At 43.4% G+C, this 16,737-nt stretch carries 9 protein-coding genes; 3 read left to right on the top strand and 6 right to left on the bottom strand.

Annotation, left to right across the window (positions count from 1 at the left end; all coding sequences use genetic code 11):
* The first annotated feature begins 30 nt into the window (after positions 1 to 30).
* Both HFD85_RS02330 and HFD85_RS02335 read left to right on the top strand, forming a co-directional pair.
* The gene (locus HFD85_RS02330; protein WP_167604993.1) at positions 31 to 1,575 is read left to right on the top strand and encodes a M28 family metallopeptidase; all 1,545 of its coding nucleotides are present in this window, start codon (positions 31 to 33) and stop codon (positions 1,573 to 1,575) included.
* A 46-nt stretch (positions 1,576 to 1,621) separates the two neighbouring features.
* Positions 1,622 to 3,199, top strand: a complete 1,578-nt coding sequence (locus HFD85_RS02335) for a M20/M25/M40 family metallo-hydrolase (RefSeq protein WP_167604994.1) — start codon at positions 1,622 to 1,624, stop codon at positions 3,197 to 3,199.
* 161 nt (positions 3,200 to 3,360) lie between these two features.
* Here the strand turns inward: HFD85_RS02335 and HFD85_RS02340 are convergent, their stop codons facing one another.
* Complete coding sequence (locus HFD85_RS02340) at positions 3,361 to 4,773, bottom strand: putative oxidoreductase C-terminal domain-containing protein (protein WP_167604995.1); 1,413 nt, start codon at positions 4,771 to 4,773, stop codon at positions 3,361 to 3,363.
* Between the two features lie 214 nt (positions 4,774 to 4,987).
* On the opposite strand from HFD85_RS02340, the gene HFD85_RS02345 reads away from it, so the two are divergent.
* A complete protein-coding gene (locus HFD85_RS02345) occupies positions 4,988 to 7,378 on the top strand; it encodes a glycoside hydrolase family 95 protein (protein ID WP_167604996.1) in 2,391 nt (796 codons plus the stop codon).
* A gap of 14 nt (positions 7,379 to 7,392) precedes the next feature.
* Here HFD85_RS02345 and HFD85_RS02350 read toward each other — a convergent pair whose 3' ends face one another.
* The 5 genes from HFD85_RS02350 to HFD85_RS02370 all read right to left on the bottom strand — a co-directional run bounded on the left by HFD85_RS02350 (position 7,393) and on the right by HFD85_RS02370 (position 16,719).
* The gene (locus HFD85_RS02350) at positions 7,393 to 8,862 is read right to left on the bottom strand and encodes a sulfatase (protein WP_167604997.1); all 1,470 of its coding nucleotides are present in this window, start codon (positions 8,860 to 8,862) and stop codon (positions 7,393 to 7,395) included.
* A gap of 12 nt (positions 8,863 to 8,874) precedes the next feature.
* Positions 8,875 to 10,206 carry a BNR-4 repeat-containing protein gene (locus tag HFD85_RS02355; protein ID WP_240925000.1) on the bottom strand — a complete coding sequence of 444 codons (1,332 nt, stop codon included), beginning with the start codon at positions 10,204 to 10,206 and terminating at the stop codon, positions 8,875 to 8,877.
* 166 nt (positions 10,207 to 10,372) lie between these two features.
* Complete coding sequence (locus tag HFD85_RS02360) at positions 10,373 to 12,259, bottom strand: RagB/SusD family nutrient uptake outer membrane protein (RefSeq protein ID WP_167604998.1); 1,887 nt, start codon at positions 12,257 to 12,259, stop codon at positions 10,373 to 10,375.
* A 12-nt stretch (positions 12,260 to 12,271) separates the two neighbouring features.
* Positions 12,272 to 15,403: a SusC/RagA family TonB-linked outer membrane protein gene (locus HFD85_RS02365; RefSeq protein ID WP_206081839.1), complete on the bottom strand. Its 3,132-nt coding sequence runs from the start codon at positions 15,401 to 15,403 to the stop codon at positions 12,272 to 12,274.
* A gap of 398 nt (positions 15,404 to 15,801) precedes the next feature.
* Positions 15,802 to 16,719, bottom strand: coding sequence for a ThuA domain-containing protein (locus tag HFD85_RS02370; protein WP_167604999.1), 918 nt, complete (start codon positions 16,717 to 16,719; stop codon positions 15,802 to 15,804).
* Positions 16,720 to 16,737 lie beyond the last annotated feature (18 nt).

Consider the following 16,737-nt stretch of genomic DNA (forward strand, 5'->3'; position numbering starts at 1 on the left):
TAAATATCGTCAAAAAATTACTTCAGTTCAATGATCCAGCGTAAAATAATAATAACAATCCAGCTCCTCATCTCGTTCATTTTCTCCGGAATTGCTCAAAATCCTGACTTGTCAGTGATCGACACGGCAGATTTGAGAGAATACCTCACTTATCTTGCTTCGGATGAATTACAGGGGCGGAGGCTTGGAACCGAAGTGGATGGATTGAACATGGCGGCAGATTATCTGGCAGCAAATGCTGCACGTTTGGGATTGATTCCCGGTGCTCCCGGTTATTTTCAAACGGTTGACATGCTAGCTATAGAAAAAGACGAAACCAATTTTGTGGAAGTGGTTGATGCAAAGGGTAAATCGAAACTGACAACGCATTCGATGATTGAACTCCGAAGTTCTGAAAAATCAAAAAGTCTGCAGAATCTTCCCGTGGTTGTTGTTGGTTTTGCGGATCAGCTACCCGATGAAGATTTTAAGGGGAAAGCGGTTCTTGTTTCCCAGGGAACCGAAGCTAGTTTTAATAACAGGCTTTTTCACTGGAATAACCGAATGGAAAATGAGCGCCTGGAAGCAATAAAAAGTAAAAATCCTGAGGCAGTTTTGCTTGTAACCGATCCTAATGATAACACCGACAAGATTTTCAGGCAGATCAGTTCCTGGTTTGGCCGAACGCGTTATCAACTGGGTACGCAAGATCAAGCAGAGGAAACACCCGTAATTCTTGTGCGTTCTGAAGTGGCCGATCAACTGATGGGAGGGAAAGGGAAATACCACAAGTTTCTGACTCAGCTATCGGAAGGAAAACAGCAGGTTCCCTTTACAATCGAAAAAAGAAGCCTCAATCTGAAAACTGGCAAAAAGACTGAGAAACTAAATGCAAAAAATGTAGTTGCCATTTTAGAAGGTTCTGATCCGATTCTTAGAAAGGAGTGTGTGGTGTTGATGTCGCATTACGATCATCTTGGCCTGGATGAAAATGGTGAGGTATACAATGGTGCCGACGACAACGGATCGGGTGTGGTAACCATTATGGAGTTGGCAAAAGCCTACGCCGGTTTAAAAGAAAGGCCAAAACGCAGCATTGTTTTTCTTTGGGTTACAGGGGAAGAACTAGGCATGCTTGGATCGAATTTTTATACCCAAAATCCTATTGTGCCACTTGAAAATACGGTAGCCTGTTTAAATCTCGATATGGTAGGGCGTGTATTTGAAAAGCGCGATACCGTTTGGAACAAATCGCCCAAAATAGTGAAGGATTTTGACGGAGTATTTGCGTTATCGAACGATGCCTGGCCTGAACTGGCAAAAATCAATCAAAAATATTGCGATGAATTGGGGCTAATCCCCGACACCACGCTGCCAGCCCAATTTATACGTTCGAGCGATCATTATCACTTTCATAAAAACGGAATTCCGATTTTGAATTATGCCACGGGTTATCATGCCGATTACCATAAAGTGAGCGACGAGGTGGACAAAATTAATTTCGCAAAGATGAAACGCGTTGCCGAGCTTTGTTTCCTGGTAAGCCTCGAGGTGGCAAATCGCGAGGATATTGAAATAAATAAGTCGGATCAGTAATATTTTGGGAATTAGAATACGAATCAACATATAAAATTTGAATAAAATGATTAAAACTAAACTTGCGCTAAACCTGATGTTGCTGTTAGCCGGCAGCATTGTTTTTGCTCAAAACAAACCGGTTGAAACAATTACCGAAAACGACTTGCAGGCACATCTTGAATATGTTGCCAGCGACCTGATGCAGGGCCGTGATTTTAATACCATTGTTCCGGGACTCGAACTCACCGCGAATTACATTAAAACACAGTGTAAAAAACTGGGACTCAAGCCCGGATTCGACGATTATTTTCAAACTGTTGAGATGGTTTCTTCGAAACCCGATCCTGAAAATACCTACTTTCAGCTAATTGGAGAAAACGGTGAAGTAGCGTTCGAAGGCAAGGATTTCTTTTCGTTGGGAGGTGCAAGTGAAAATGATACCGTAAAAGGAAATATCGTTTTTACGGGTTACGGCTGGTACAACAACGAAACCAAGTACAACGATACCGAAGGCCTCGATCTGAAAGGGAAAGTTGTGGTTGTGATGACCCGGAATCCGGAAATGGTTAAAGCAGACGAGAAAAATAATATGCAGATCGAAATGCAAAAAATGCAAAAAGCCGTGATGGGTGGAGCTCAGGCCGTACTTTTTATTTCCGATCCTCAAAATCCCGATAAGGAATACATCAACAGCATAAAAAAATACGCTACCGGCGGTATGATGCAACTGAAAGGTGGTCAGGCGAGTCAGAGAATGCCAATAAAGTTACTGTTTGGAACAGAGGAGCTTGCCGACCAGATCGTTAAGGAATCGGGTAAAACGCTGGCTCAGATTCAGAATGAAATGAACGAAAGTGGAAGTCCCAAATCGTTCGATATAAAAGAACTTTCTGCCAACGTTTTGTTGGGTAAAGCCGTTTCAATAATCGAAGGAAAAAATATTGTGGCCATGATAGAAGGCAGCGATCCTGTTTTAAAGAATGAATGTGTGGTTTACACGGCGCATTACGATCATATGGGTGTGGATGGCGAAGGCGAAATTTACAACGGGGCCGACGATAACGGAACTGGAACCGTGGCCTTGCTTGAAATTGCAGAGGCTTTTCAAAGCATGAAAAAGAAACCAAAACGAAGCATCGTATTCGCCTGGGTTACTGCCGAAGAAAAAGGTTTGATAGGTTCGGATTATTATTCCCGGAATCCGGTTTTTGCAATGGAAAAAACACTGGCCGATATCAATCTTGATATGATTGGCCGTTCGGCAGAACAAGAACCGGACCCTGATGCTGAAGTGGAAAAAAGTCTGGCCGGCCCCAATGGTTTGTACATTGTCTCAGGGAAACAAAGTTCGGAACTGATGGGCATCAGCAACGATATCTGCAAGGAACTCGGATTGATTCCAAGCGATAAACTGTCGCAGGCATTTTTAACCCGAAGCGATTATTACCACTTCTACAAAAATGGAGTACCCGTTTTGGGATTAAGCACCGGTTTACATGACGATTACCACACCGTAAACGATGAATTGGCTAAAATCGATTACCACAAAATGAAGCGCGTTGCTCAATACAGCTTTTTAGTGGGCGAAAAAGTAGCCAACCAAAAACAGCGTATCGTGGTGGATAATCCGGCGATGGAGTAGAACTACAATTCTTCGTAAAATAATTCAGCGGGTGACTATTTGATTTTTATCAAAGTCACCCGCTGAATTGCTTTATAGAATTATGAATATCAATTTCGGATTTACTAACAGAACTTCTCTTTCCTTCGTAAATCTTCAATCGTTAATTATCAATCTAAAATCTATTCTTCCAGTGCTTTTTTCAAGCCTTCGGTAGTAGTGTAGTATTTTACGATCATATTTGGCACTTCCCATTCAGGGAGTTTGCCGTCAACCAAGTATTGCAGGTATTTTTCGGTAACCTGGCCAAAATGAGCTTCGTGTCCAACTTTGTATTTGTCGGGAATATTCAGTGCCCATTTGGTGTCGCCGAGTTTTTCCAGTTCAATTCCCGGGTATTTTTCAGCCAGCCCCTGAACACCGTTGTTCAGATTACCGGCAAAAGCTTTCAGATCATCACCCGTAAATTCGATGTACAAACGAGGTTTGTAACCTTCTGCTTCTCCCTGTTGAATAATCAGGTTACACAGGGTTCCGCGCATGATCGAGTAATGGGTGTCGCCGGCTCCTTCGGGAGCTTCAAAATTCCAGATCACCGAAGCTTTGGCATGAATACCTTTTAAGGTGTAATTGATCTCGCCGTTGCTGTATACCTTCAAAACATTGTTTTCAATATCTTTCTGAAGGAAATCAGGATAGCTTTCAAGGTGGGTCACCTTTGTAAACATTTCAGGTGTAAGATCCGTGGTCCATCGTTTGGCCGACATAATTTCCACATCATCTTTCGACAGGATAACTTCAGGAAATGCTTCCCATTGGATCAGGTCGACCAGGTGCGTATTTACATCAACAATGCCTTCTCCCTGCTGCTCGGTGTCGAAAAACCATGCCGGGCGGGTGAGTGGTTTCCCCGATACATATTTGAAAAAATGATGGACACTTTCTTTCGTAATGGCCGGTTCTTCTTCGGTACCGGTTTGCAATTTCCCAAAAACTTCGGGTAACTGCGAAAGTTCGCGCTGGAGCATCGTGGTGATCTCGTGGCGCTCGGTCATAATATCGTACAATAAAAGTCCTTTTTCGTCGGCTACCTGAAATGCTTTTTCCAGTTTCGGAAAATCTTCAGGTTTGATAACCATCGGTTTATCAGCCAGAACATTAATTCCCGCTTCAACAGTCTTCAGGATATATTCCGTTTTTTTTGCGTTGTTTCCGGCAGTATTCATCACATTGCCCGGTTTTTCGCTCAGCATTTTCTCCAAATAATCAGCTCCTTTGTAAACCTTCAGGTCCCACGAAGTTGGATCTTCAGCACGGGTGTTATACGATTCTATGCGGGCCAGCTGGTCCTCTACGTCCGGTCCGTCGGGGGCATAAACATGAACCACCGGATTTACCTGGTCGTACATCGTTTTCAGTACGAGGGCTGCATGAAAATGCCCCGGGTCGAGCGACATGATCTTTACTTCGCCCTTAGCGCCTGTAAACATATTTTCTTTTTTTTGTGAAGTTTCGCTTGATGATTTTGTTGATCCTCCCGAACAGGCCGTCATAAAAAGTGCCAGTCCGATCGAAGCCAATAGAAGCTGTCTCATAAAATGTTTCTTTGTTGGTTTATTGTGGTAACAAATTTAAAATTTATTTCAAGACTCGTCGCTGAATTCCGGCAAAAGCTGACTATACAACTTCTTTAGTTCAGGAAACAAATTTCAGGTTGTGGTTTAAACGGAATGTTTATTTTTGTTCAGATAGTGCTAAGGCCGGTCCGGGAAATTATGGTTCGTTCAGCACTCAATTAAACTTATTAGTATGAAATTCAATCAACTCTACCTATTCGCGGCATTTCTATTCTTAGTTCTCGGATGTCAAAATGCCGATCAACCAAAATCAGATTTAAAACTTTGGTACGATAAACCTGCCAATGCTTCAGCCGAAGATGATAAAAACGGTTGGAAAGACGATCCGGAATGGCTGAAAGCTTTGCCTTTGGGAAATGGTTCGCTTGGTGCCATGGTTTTTGGCGATGTGAACACCGAACGCATTCAACTAAATGAAGAAAGTATGTGGTCGGGAAGTGTTGATGATAATGATAATCCGGATGCCCGGGAAGCTCAGGTAGAAATTCGCCGCCTGTTGTTCGAAGGAAAATATAAGGAAGCAACTCAGCTGACCAATAAAACGCAGGTTTGTAAGGGTGCCGGAAGTGGTCACGGGAACGGTTCCACAGTGCCTTTTGGCTGTTTTCAGACGCTTGGCGATCTTCGGATAGATTTTCAAAACGAGGCAGAATATCAAAATTACTACCGCGACCTGGATTTGAACACAGCAGTGGCCAGTGTAAGTTACACTCAAAACGACGTTCATTTTAAACGCGAAATTTTTACCAGTTATCCTGATCAGGTGCTTGTTGCGCGATTTACTGCCGATAAACCCGGGCAGCTATCGTTTAGCTGTTCGCTCGACCGTCCGGAATATTTTTCAACCACTACGGAAGACGATCAATTGATCATGTCGGGAGCACTTGTTGATGGAAAAGGCGGGAAAAACCTCGAATACATGGCACGTTTAAAGGCTGTGAACAGGGGGGGAGAGCTTGCTTTTAATAACTCAGAGCTGATTGTTCGCAATGCTGATGAAGTTATTCTGTTGCTGTCGGCATCAACTGATTATGTGCTCAAATATCCTGAATACAAAGAGCGCGACTACAAATCGATAACCGCAAAAAATATTGAGAAGGCAGCTGCAAAAAGTTACAAGCAGCTTTTGGCCGATCACCTTGCTGAATACCAGGCTTATTTTAGTCGGGTTGAACTTGATTTAACCCCGGAGGAAATCAATCCGGTTCCCACCGATAAACGAATTGCACAATTCAAAGAAAGCCAGCACGATAATCACCTGGTGGAACTGATGTTTCAGTATGGCCGTTATTTGCTGATCTCATCGTCGAGGCCGGGATGTTTACCGGCTAATTTACAGGGCGTTTGGGCCAATAAAATTCAAACGCCTTGGAATGCCGATTACCACACCGATGTCAACGTTCAGATGAACTACTGGCCGGCCGAGGTATGCAACCTTTCAGAAATGCATGAGCCTTTGTTCGATCTGGTTGCATCGCTGGTTGAACCCGGCACCAAAACGGCGCAGGTGCAATATGGTAACCGTGGTTGGGTGGTACACCCCATTACAAATATCTGGGGATATACCTCACCCGGTGAAGCAGCAAGCTGGGGCATGCACACGGGAGCCAGTGCCTGGATAGCGACGCACATTGCCGAACATTATCGCTTTACCGGCGACAAAGAATTTTTGGAAAGAATGTACCCGGTTTTAAAAGGCGCGATTGCGTTTTACCTCGACTGGCTGGTAGAAGATCCGGAAACTGGAAAACTGGTTTCGGGGCCGGCGGTTTCTCCCGAAAATACTTTTCTGGCACCTGACGGAAGCCGTTGCCAGATCAGTATGGGGCCGGCGCATGATCAGGAGGTGATCTGGCAATTGTTTACCGATTTTATGCTGGCATCGGATGAACTGGGTATTTCGGATGATTTCGTAAAACAAACGACAGAAGCCAGAGCGAATTTGGCCGGGCCAAAGATTGGTTCTGATGGCCGATTGATGGAATGGGCCCACGAATTTCCTGAAGTAGAACCTGGCCATCGTCATATTTCGCATTTGTTTGCTGTACATCCTGGTGAGCAGATCAACTTGCAGGAAACACCCGATTTGGCGGCAGCAGCTAAAAAATCGCTGGATTACCGCATCGAAAACGGTGGGGGACACACCGGTTGGAGTGCCGCCTGGCTGATCAGTCAGTATGCGCGCCTGGGCGAGGCCGAAAAGGCGGAACACAGCCTGAATACGGTATTAGCAAAAAGCACTTCTAAAAATTTATTTGGGCAACATCCTCCTTTCCAAATGGATGCCAATTTTGGAACTACCGCCGGAATTGCTGAGATGCTAATTCAAAGTCATGCTGGTGTGGTTGAGTTATTGCCTGCACTTCCTGCCGACTGGCCTGCCGGTAAAGTTAGCGGTCTGAGAGCCAGAGGTGGTTATACAGTTGATATTGTTTGGGCAGAAGGAAAACTCACGTCAGCAAAAATTAACGCAGATAAAGACGGCACTCTGAAGTTGAAGTACAATGATGTTGTTTCGGAAAAGGATTTAAAAGCCGGCGAAACATTTCATTTTAGTCTTTAAAACACAGAAAAGTATTAATGGTATAAGCCGGTGTCACCTTCTTTTAAAAGGGGCATCAGCTGTTCAACTATCCCGGGATGTTGGGCTGCAATGTTCTTGCTTTCGTTCGGATCACTTTTATGGTCGTATAACTCGATCACCGGTTCCTGTTTGCGGAAATATTGCGTTAAACGATAATCTTTTGTGCGAACAGAAATGCCATTGTTAAAATACCCGTAAGCTGCTTCCTGCCACTCTTTATCCGGATTTTGAAGGAGTGGAACAAGGCTTTCCCCATCGGTTTGATGCGGCATGTCAACACCGCAAAGGTCGAGTATTGTAGGATAAATGTCGATTGAACTTACTACTTGTTGAATGCTTTCACCCTTTGTTTTTCCGGGAGCCCGGACAATAAAAGTGCTACTGAGGGCGCGTTCAAACAGGGTGTGTTTTCCCCACACGCGCTGGTCGCCAAGGTGCCAGCCATGGTCGCCCCAAATTACCACAATGGTATTTTCCCCCAGACCTTGTTGGTCCAGTTCATCGAGCAATTTGCCAATTTGTGCATCGGTATACGAGATACAGGCATAGTAGGCATGGCGTAATTTTTTGGCATACGCATCCGAAACCGGATGATCAAGTGAGGCTTTTTCATCGGTAAGTTGATAGCCATTCAATTCGCCGCTGTTTTGCAAACTGGCCGGATTCACGTTCTTTGGAATTGAATCGAAAGGAGCGGTTGCAAGATCTTCTTCCGCATACAGATCCCAGTATTTTTTAGGCGCAGTAAAGGGCAAATGAGGTTTAAAAAATCCGACCCCCAAAAAGAATGGTTCATCCTTTTTAGCAAGTTCTTTCAATTTGTTCACTGCCAGTTCGGCTGTGTAGCCATCCACATAACCATAATCATCGGTATCGGCACTTTCGTAAGGTTTTACCTGCCTGTTCATACTTTGGCGGTTTTCGCCGTCGGCATAACCAAAGAAGGCGTTCCACCCGGTTTTCCATTTGGCCGGATTAAACAGCAATTCGTTCCAGCTGTTAGGCAATTCGCGTTCGGTACCTACGGAATCGGTGTAGCCGTATAACAATCCATCGGCATAATGGCTGATCTTTCCAATTCCGACGGTGTAATAGCCGTTATTTTTTAACTGATGAATAAAAGTCTCGGGTTCGTCACCGGAGGATTTTTCAGCAATAAATTTTCGGCAAGCCTCATTTCCCAGATGGCCTTTTGTTTTTGGCAACATCCCGGTTAGCATGCTGTAGCGCGAGGCGCCACACGTGGGAATTTGTGCATACTGGTGAATAAATACCGCACCGGTTTGCGCCAGTTTGTCGATGTTAGGCGAATGAACCACCGGATTCCCGTAACAACCCAGATCGGGGCGCAAATCATCAACAGCAATAAACAGTACATTCGGATGCTCAGGCTTTTGTTCTTTCTGCTGAACGCAGGCTGAAAAAAGTATGAAAACAAAAAGGATGATCAGATTTCGTCTCATTTTGGTAGCTGTTTATTCGTCGATAAAATATTTGATACTGGTATCGTAATCGGTGTAATGAATGTATTTTTTGTTCTCCATCCACATCACCACGGTTTTTGCATCAGCTGATTTATTTCGTGGCACATAGGGCCTTACCTGGTCGTAGGTTGAGTTACTTGTAATCGGGGTGATTTTCCAGTTTTCACCTCCATCGGAAGTCACGTGTTTTTCAATCTCAAAACGTCCGTTGATCTGGCGCGAAAGGTAAACGGTTTCCGGGTTGGCCGGATCGAATGTGAGGTTGCCCATGTAGTGGGGTTCACGTTCAACTTCACCTTCGGGTGTTTGCGGAAACCAGCGGCCTGCTTTGCATATTTCATGATCAATCCAGTTTCCCTCTTCTGCGTTATACCAGGCGTAGCGGTAGCGGTGGTCGGTCTCTTCGGGATGACGCGAGTACAGGATTACCGGCTGTCCGTCTTTCACCACGATATCGGCGATCCACGATCTGCCGGTTTCTTCGGTGGCTTTGTAAACTACCGAGGCATCTTTTGGCTCAAACGGCAATTCGTCGAGCTTGCAGATCTTGCTGCCGTCCACTTTCCAAAACGCTCCGTTTTCGTAGTAGCAATAATAAACCGAATTAAGTGGTTCGTTACGCGGGTGTCCGTCGGTAAAAATCATGTGAATTTTCGATTTGCCATCGGAATAATAATTCACGTAAGGACGGTTATCGGGTGTAAACGGATTATCGCTAACAATCACATATTTTTCGCTCCAGCTTTGACCATTGTCGTCAGAAACAATAAGATTCGGTTTAAAGCCGGTCCAGCGGCCAAATACAAACAATTTGTTGTTTTCTTCCGATAGCACAAAAGGGTTGGCATAGGTATATGTCTCGCGCGGGAAACGTTCAAGCAATGCCTCACTGGTAGGCTTAAATGTTATGCTTTCGCCAAACGAACTGATATCGCCGCCGTTTGTAGTGGTGTTCATAAGCACTCCTTTTTTTGTGGAATGCCAGGTATACATGGCCAATACATTCCCGTTGGGCAGGATGGTAAATGCCGGGTTATCGTGATCGTCGATTTCGAGTTGAGGAAAGAGTATCTTGAATTGTTTTTCGCCGCTTGTTAAATCCAGTGAAGCAGCTTCTACCGAACCGTCTTTTTTTACCCAACCCGTTATCAGTTTGTCATTATTGTAATACACAGCTCTCGGATTCGAGAACCAGCACCATGTGCCATCATTGGTAAATGTTTCTGCGCTTACTTCTTTTTGGGTCGCCTTTTTCTGATTCGAAGAAGTGCAAGCCACGAATAAGATTGTGATTAGTAATACAGGCATTAATATGCGTCTCATGATTCTTCTGATTTTGCCTCACGAAGATATCAAAAATCGAATGAAAGTAAGGCAGCACTAAAGAGTAAGCGCTGCTTGTCATTCGACAAGCAGCGCTTTTGGTAAACTCTAACTAAACTTCTATATTCAGAATAATACGGATTGATCGATAATAAATAATTTCCGTTTATTCGTTTGGATCAACGATGATTCCTTCACCTTCACCGTCCTGCCAGTAAACCGGTTCGCGGTAAACTTCTTCGCCTGGGTAACCTTTGTTTTGGTTAATTACTCCCTTGGTATTCGAGTTAATTGCTTCTGCTGGAATTGGCCATAGGGCAATCCACGGAGCAGCACGGTAGGTGTAATGAGGAGCCACTACATTGTTACGGTAAAATGAATTTTTCTCCATTACACGATCGTACCAGAAGTTATTTTCAGTGAAATTGCTCATGCTATAAGTTTTTCCGTTGTAACATGGTTTACCACTTTCTGCGAGCATAAAGGCCATACGTGTAATTTCTGTTTTGCGCGGTTCTTCAAAGAACAATTCGCGAGCCCGTTCGTCAAGAATGGTGCCCAGGTTGATTTGTCCGGCAGAATAGGGTGCTGCATTGGCACGAACACGAACTGCATTTAAATCGTCAGCAGCCTTTTGGAGTTGGCCTTTCCAGAAATAGGCTTCGGCACGTAGCAAATAGGTTTCGGCCAAACGGTAACAATACCAGTCTCCGTTTCCTCCGTCCGGCGTATTATCGGTCGGGTCGGCTACATACAATTTGTAATGCGGCCATCCAAACCATGAACGAATGGTATCGGTACATAAAATACCTCCTGAGCTGGTGTATAATTGCAGATTTTTACCATAGTAGTCATCGTTCTTATTTAGCAGATCCGGATTGTTATACAGCATGTCTTCCATATTCATCCAGTTCCCCGGAGCATGGCGATAATCATTTGGATCGTCCCAGTTTTGTGTATGGCTATAAGGTGTTTGTCGACAACGGCCAATTCCACGACCATATGTTGTTACCATATCGATTTCTACCGCCTTGCCACTAACTTTACTCCCAAGAGGTTTGTCAGACATGCCATTGTTCCCATTCGGTGTTTTAATGTTTTTAGGCCAGAATGGTACACACTGACGCATCGTTGAAATCCGTTCACTTGCATTATCTTCAGTCAACTCCTCACGTGAGGTGAATAAATAAATTCTTTCGCGGTTTTCAGCTATCGATTTATTTGGTACCTGGTGCAAATCCCAGGTTACGTTTTTAGTTGGATCATCTTTATCGATACCAAAACGCTCCGTCATCAGATGGTGGTAACCATCGTCAATAACTGCACTTGCAGAAGCTATGGCATCATCGTACTCATGCAGAGCCAAATTAATTTTTGTAAGCAGGTGATTACAGGCTGCTTTGTTGATGTCGCCAACAGGAACACCTTCCGCTTCAGTTTTTACCCATTGGGCTGCAAATTCCATGTCCTTTTTCATCTTGCGCAAAATACTTTCGCGCGTACAAGAATAAAAATCCAGTTTCGGTGAAGTAATTTCTTCCAAAAGCAAAGGGACATCGCCAAACTGTTGGGTTAGGCGATAGTAAACTCTTGCACGGTGAAAATATGCCTTACCCAAAATATTGTTACGATCGGCCTCACTATTCCAATCAGCTACGTCAATGCGTGAAATAACCGTGTTGGCATATTTAATCCGGTAGTAACCTTCCTGCCAGTACCAGCCAATGCGATTGTAATTGGTGCTATTGAGATTAGCATCGGGTAAAATTTGTGCCGGTAAATCCTGGGCAGGGCCCGATTTGTCGGTAGTACCTTCTACAGCAACATCCGAGAAAACATTTTCAGTAATTATTGGACTACCATCGCCGTAAAACTCATGGCGGGCATTCCTTAAGCAAGCAACCAATGCAGCATCTAGGCCCTCTTCGTTAACAAAGGTAGTACTTGGTTCGTAAAACGATAATGGTTTAGGTTCCAGGAAATCTTCCGAACAACTGGTCCACATTAAAACCATTACCAAAGTTACAATTGAAATTATATTAAACTTTTTCATAATCTTCATCTTTTAAAGTGTAAGGTTCAGTTTCAGTGAATAAGTTGATGGAGTATAGCCCCATGTAGAGTTTCTTTCAGGATCCATCCACGACCAGGTTGTAAATACATAAGGATTGGATGCCACGAATGAAAGTTTGCAACGTTCTACCTGAATTTTTTTCAACAGCACTTCAGGAACATTATAGCTTACTGAAATATTGTCGATACGCAAGAACGAGTTGTTTTCATAAACATTGAAGCCCGATTCATAGCTTTCTACACTCGCCCATTTGTTATTTGGTTTTTCCGGTGTCCAGTATGGTACATCAAAAGAAGAACCCCTGTCGTAAAATACGTCATTGTTACGTAAATGGTTATTGGCTGTTTTAAATCCTGTATATGCATACATCTTTATTGAAGCCTCCCAGTTTCTCCAACTGAAGTCATTTCTTATGTTCCAGCGCCATGGTGGTCTAGAGTACCCCTGGAATACTTTGTCATCGTTGGTATAATAGCCATCTCCTGCATCCGGAATGCCATCCCCGTCTGTATCTTCTGTTAGCTGGTCAACAAGTTTATAATCACCTGGTTTACGTGAATATTTAGCAGCTTCTTCAGCTTCTTCTAGTTGCCAGATGCCATCGGTTTGATAATCCCATATTTCATCCAGTGAATGACCAATAAACCACCTGTTTGTTGGATCATCCAGTTCATTGCCTTCTTCATCGAAATCACCATAAAGGTGAACGATTTCGTTTCGGTTAAAAGCTACTGCAAAATTGGTTGTCCATTCGAAATCGTTTTTCTGTATATTGATTGAAGTTAACGAGAGCTCGAAACCACGGTTGTCAACCTGACCTAAGTTAGAGAATACACTGCTGTAACCTGTAATTGTGGGCAATTTACGAGGAATAAGCAGGTCGGTAGTCTCCATTAAATAACCTTCCACGTTTCCGCGAAGTCGGCCATTAAAGGTAGAGAAATCGAGTCCGAGGTTGTAAGCTGTAGTTCTTTCCCATTTCAACTCTTTGTTCTCCATACGACTTGAGTACAACTGCGAAACATATCCTGCTGTACCATTGGTTTGTAAAACGTATTTACCTGTTGCCAGTTGCGACATGGCATCGTAGGTGCCAACACCACGGTTACCATTCGATCCGTAAGATAAACGAACCTTCAACATGTCCATCCACTCCACACTAAAGAAATCCTCTTCACTTATTGTCCAGGCAGCAGCTGCCGAACCGAAATTAGCGCGTGGATTTGCCTGACCAAATGCCGAGTATCCGTCGCGGCGCCATGAACCGGTTAAGTGATATTTTCCTTTGTATATATAGTTTAGGCGAGCCATAAGTGCGTCGGCAGTGCTGTAAGTATCGTTACTCGATATTTCAATATCCTCGGTAGCAGCCTGCATACGGTGGTAGCCTAAGATGTCGCTGGGCTGGAACTGGCGGCGTTGCATGTAACTTTGCCAATACTGGTTTTTCTCAGCATTCTGAAGGAAAGTAAAGTCGAAATCGTGTTCGCCATAACTTTTATTCCATTTCAAAATATTGTTCAATTGCCATTCAAGGCGTTTACGGTGCCTGCGTGTAGCTATACCTCCTTGTTTTCCCCAATCAGGATGTTCAGATGATTGCGCATCATAATATTCTTCCCATGAAAAACGAGGGATGTATTCTGAGGTGAAACTAATACCATAGGGTAAAGTAAGGGTTGCAAATAATTTACTGTAAAGGTTGGTGTATGTTTGTAAGCGATCGCGGTAGCCCAGGTCGAGCCATGGGTTACGCGATGCCGAAATGTTACCGGTTGGAGCGTATTCCAATACGTCAGTGAAATTGCCGTCGGCGTCTCTTTCATACAATTGAGAGTAAGGAGTAAATTGTCCCCAGTTATCGCTGGCAACCACATTACTTTCGTCCCGAATAGAGAATTGGGTATTGGTCCCCACTTTTAACCAATCGGTTACATTTGCCTCGAGGTTAATGCGCGAACGATATGATTCAAATTGCTCGTTATATCGGATACCTTCATTGTTGGTATAACCAACCGACCAATAGTAGTTGAAATTTTCGCTAGCACCACTTAAACTTAGACTATAGTCCTGATGTAATCCGGTTTGATACAATATATCTTTCCAGTTTTCCTTATAACCACTTTTGTAATTGGCAATTTCCAACGGATAAAAGCCTAAGCGGTTTAGCCAAATCTGATCAATATCATTTACAGCGCCCGAGCCATCATATTCTTTCCAGGTTTGTAAATCAACCCCTGCATCGTCAGGATGTCTGTAGTAGCCTGGCTTTTCAATTTGGTGTCTCTCTTTATTTTCAAATCCTGCGATACGCCAGTCAATAAATTCTTCGCCATCCATCCAGTCTAATGCGGTATGCGCAATTACTGCAACGCCAACACTTGCACTGGCATTAATGGTTGGTTTACCTTTTCTACCTCTTTTGGTAGTTATGAGTATAACCCCGTTCGATGCCCGCGAACCATAAATGGCTGCAGATGACGCATCCTTCAAAATATCGAAAGTCTGAATGTCGTTGGGATTAATGTCCGCAAGGTCGCCGTTGTAAATCATTCCGTCAACCACAACGAGTGGAGCGTTTGCGGCCTTTTGATCGTTTGCGTCAGATCTAACGGAAGTTTCTCCACGTATCAACATATCACTGGCACTGCTTAATCCTTTAGCTGTGTGGCTAAAGTTTACATTCAATCCCGGAACTGCACCACGTAACACATCGGTAATGTTAGCAGTTGCCTCTTTTTCAAGTTTTTCGGCATTTACCTGGGTAACAGCACCGGTAAGGTCTTTCTTCTTAACCGTACCGTAACCAATAGCTACTACTTCTTCCAAGCCAATTACATCAGGTTCCATAGTTACGTTAACCACTGTTTGGTTACCAACTTCTACCTCTGTACTCTTCATTCCCACAAACGAGAACAAAAGAACAGCCTGCTCGGGTACCTGCAAGGTATACTTGCCGTCTATGTCGGTTATGGTACCGGTAACAGTTTCTTTCACTACCACGGTAACTCCCGGTAAAGGAATACCATCGGTTCCTGTAACAGTTCCTGTCACAGTCTTTTGCGCCATAGCAGTACCTATAGTACTACAAAGCACAATAAGAATCATCAATAATTTTTGCATAAGCTCATGATTTAGTTAATTGAATTTGTCATTCAATTTTGTTAGTTGTATGAATAGTTAGAAATAAAATTGCGTATTAATAATTTGTAAATACAAATATCAAATGGGGGCAATTTTTGCGTAAAAACTCTGAAGTTTCATAGTTTTGAATAGTTTAGTTTAAGTCCTTTTAGATTAAGCTATAATCGGGAGAAGTGTTGCAGCATTTCTCCTTCTTTTTTATACTTATTTCATCCTCTTTCCATTTCTTCCAAATTTATGCTGGCAGCTAATTCAACACTTGTATTGTTTTTGCAGAATTTGATATTTTTTTAGCAAGCCTTCATGTTTTTAAGCATATTATTATTGAGAATACCCCGCCTGCCCGGATCAGAACCCTGCTATTTTTTTTGTGTGTATTATTGCCGTGAAACAGGTTTGTCGTCAACTTTATAATCGCCTGTAGCATATTGAATTCCATCGAGGACAAATTTCAACAAACGCGGATTCTCAAAACTTTGAGCGTTGTGTGAAGGCGATGTGTAAAACACCCGACCTTTGCCAAAAGGTTTTATCCAGGCAACATATCTGATGTTTTCCTCAATTGGCTTTGGTTTCTTTTCCAGCTTATCGGTATCCATGTATAACAGTGGCCTGAAATTCTTTTTCTCATATGCCTTATTAAAAAGATAAGGTTCGTCAACGTGGACAAATGCCTCTCCTTCAAAAGCTTTTAACAAGGGATGTTCAGGTTCTGCCAGTTCAAGCCTTACTGTTTGTTGCGGAGGGTGGTAGTCGAAACTTCCTCCAACCATTTCGCTAAACGGCATCGAATTGTTTTGCATTACGATTGCTCCGTGTACAACCACCAAACCACCGCCTTTTTTTACATAGTCGATTAGGTTTTCTTCCAGTTCAGCGGCTTTTTTCTTGCATTCTTCTTCGCTCAGCTTGGTATCCTTTTCCAAAGCATCGAGGATAAGGTCGCGCCGGGGACCAACTGAACAGGCATTGTTAAGAACAACCACATCGTATTTTTTCAGGTTTTTTGTTTCGAAACAGAAGATGTCCTTGGTTGTTTCAGTTTGATAAGCTCCGCTTTTATCTCCGAGTGCCTTAATTACCTGGCTGGTGTGAGGCGTTACCCAGTGATTGAATCCCGTAAACCGGTCGAATACAAGTATTTTTCTGGTTTTTTGTGGTTTCACCTCAGGTTGTTCCGGTGCCAGACCTTTTATTTTCTGGATCCAGGAATCATTACACTCAAATTCTTTTAGTTGTGCGTTGGCAATAAAGTTTATTGCAACGAATATCAATAACAATATTCTTTTCTTCATCGTATTTAAGTTTGAATT

The organism is Maribellus sediminis (assembly GCF_011799805.1).
Taxonomy (GTDB): domain Bacteria; phylum Bacteroidota; class Bacteroidia; order Bacteroidales; family Prolixibacteraceae; genus Draconibacterium; species Draconibacterium sediminis_A.

Bases quoted from the DNA above. Each gene is read 5' to 3' on its own strand.
- HFD85_RS02330 (WP_167604993.1), top strand. From the start codon at position 31: ATGATCCAGCGTAAAATAATAATAACAATCCAGCTCCTCATCTCGTTC.
- HFD85_RS02335 (WP_167604994.1), top strand. From the start codon at position 1,622: ATGATTAAAACTAAACTTGCGCTAAACCTGATGTTGCTGTTAGCCGGC.
- HFD85_RS02340 (WP_167604995.1), bottom strand. From the start codon at position 4,773: ATGAGACAGCTTCTATTGGCTTCGATCGGACTGGCACTTTTTATGACG.
- HFD85_RS02345 (WP_167604996.1), top strand. From the start codon at position 4,988: ATGAAATTCAATCAACTCTACCTATTCGCGGCATTTCTATTCTTAGTT.
- HFD85_RS02350 (WP_167604997.1), bottom strand. From the start codon at position 8,862: ATGAGACGAAATCTGATCATCCTTTTTGTTTTCATACTTTTTTCAGCC.
- HFD85_RS02355 (WP_240925000.1), bottom strand. From the start codon at position 10,206: ATGAGACGCATATTAATGCCTGTATTACTAATCACAATCTTATTCGTG.
- HFD85_RS02360 (WP_167604998.1), bottom strand. From the start codon at position 12,259: ATGAAAAAGTTTAATATAATTTCAATTGTAACTTTGGTAATGGTTTTA.
- HFD85_RS02365 (WP_206081839.1), bottom strand. From the start codon at position 15,403: ATGCAAAAATTATTGATGATTCTTATTGTGCTTTGTAGTACTATAGGT.
- HFD85_RS02370 (WP_167604999.1), bottom strand. From the start codon at position 16,719: ATGAAGAAAAGAATATTGTTATTGATATTCGTTGCAATAAACTTTATT.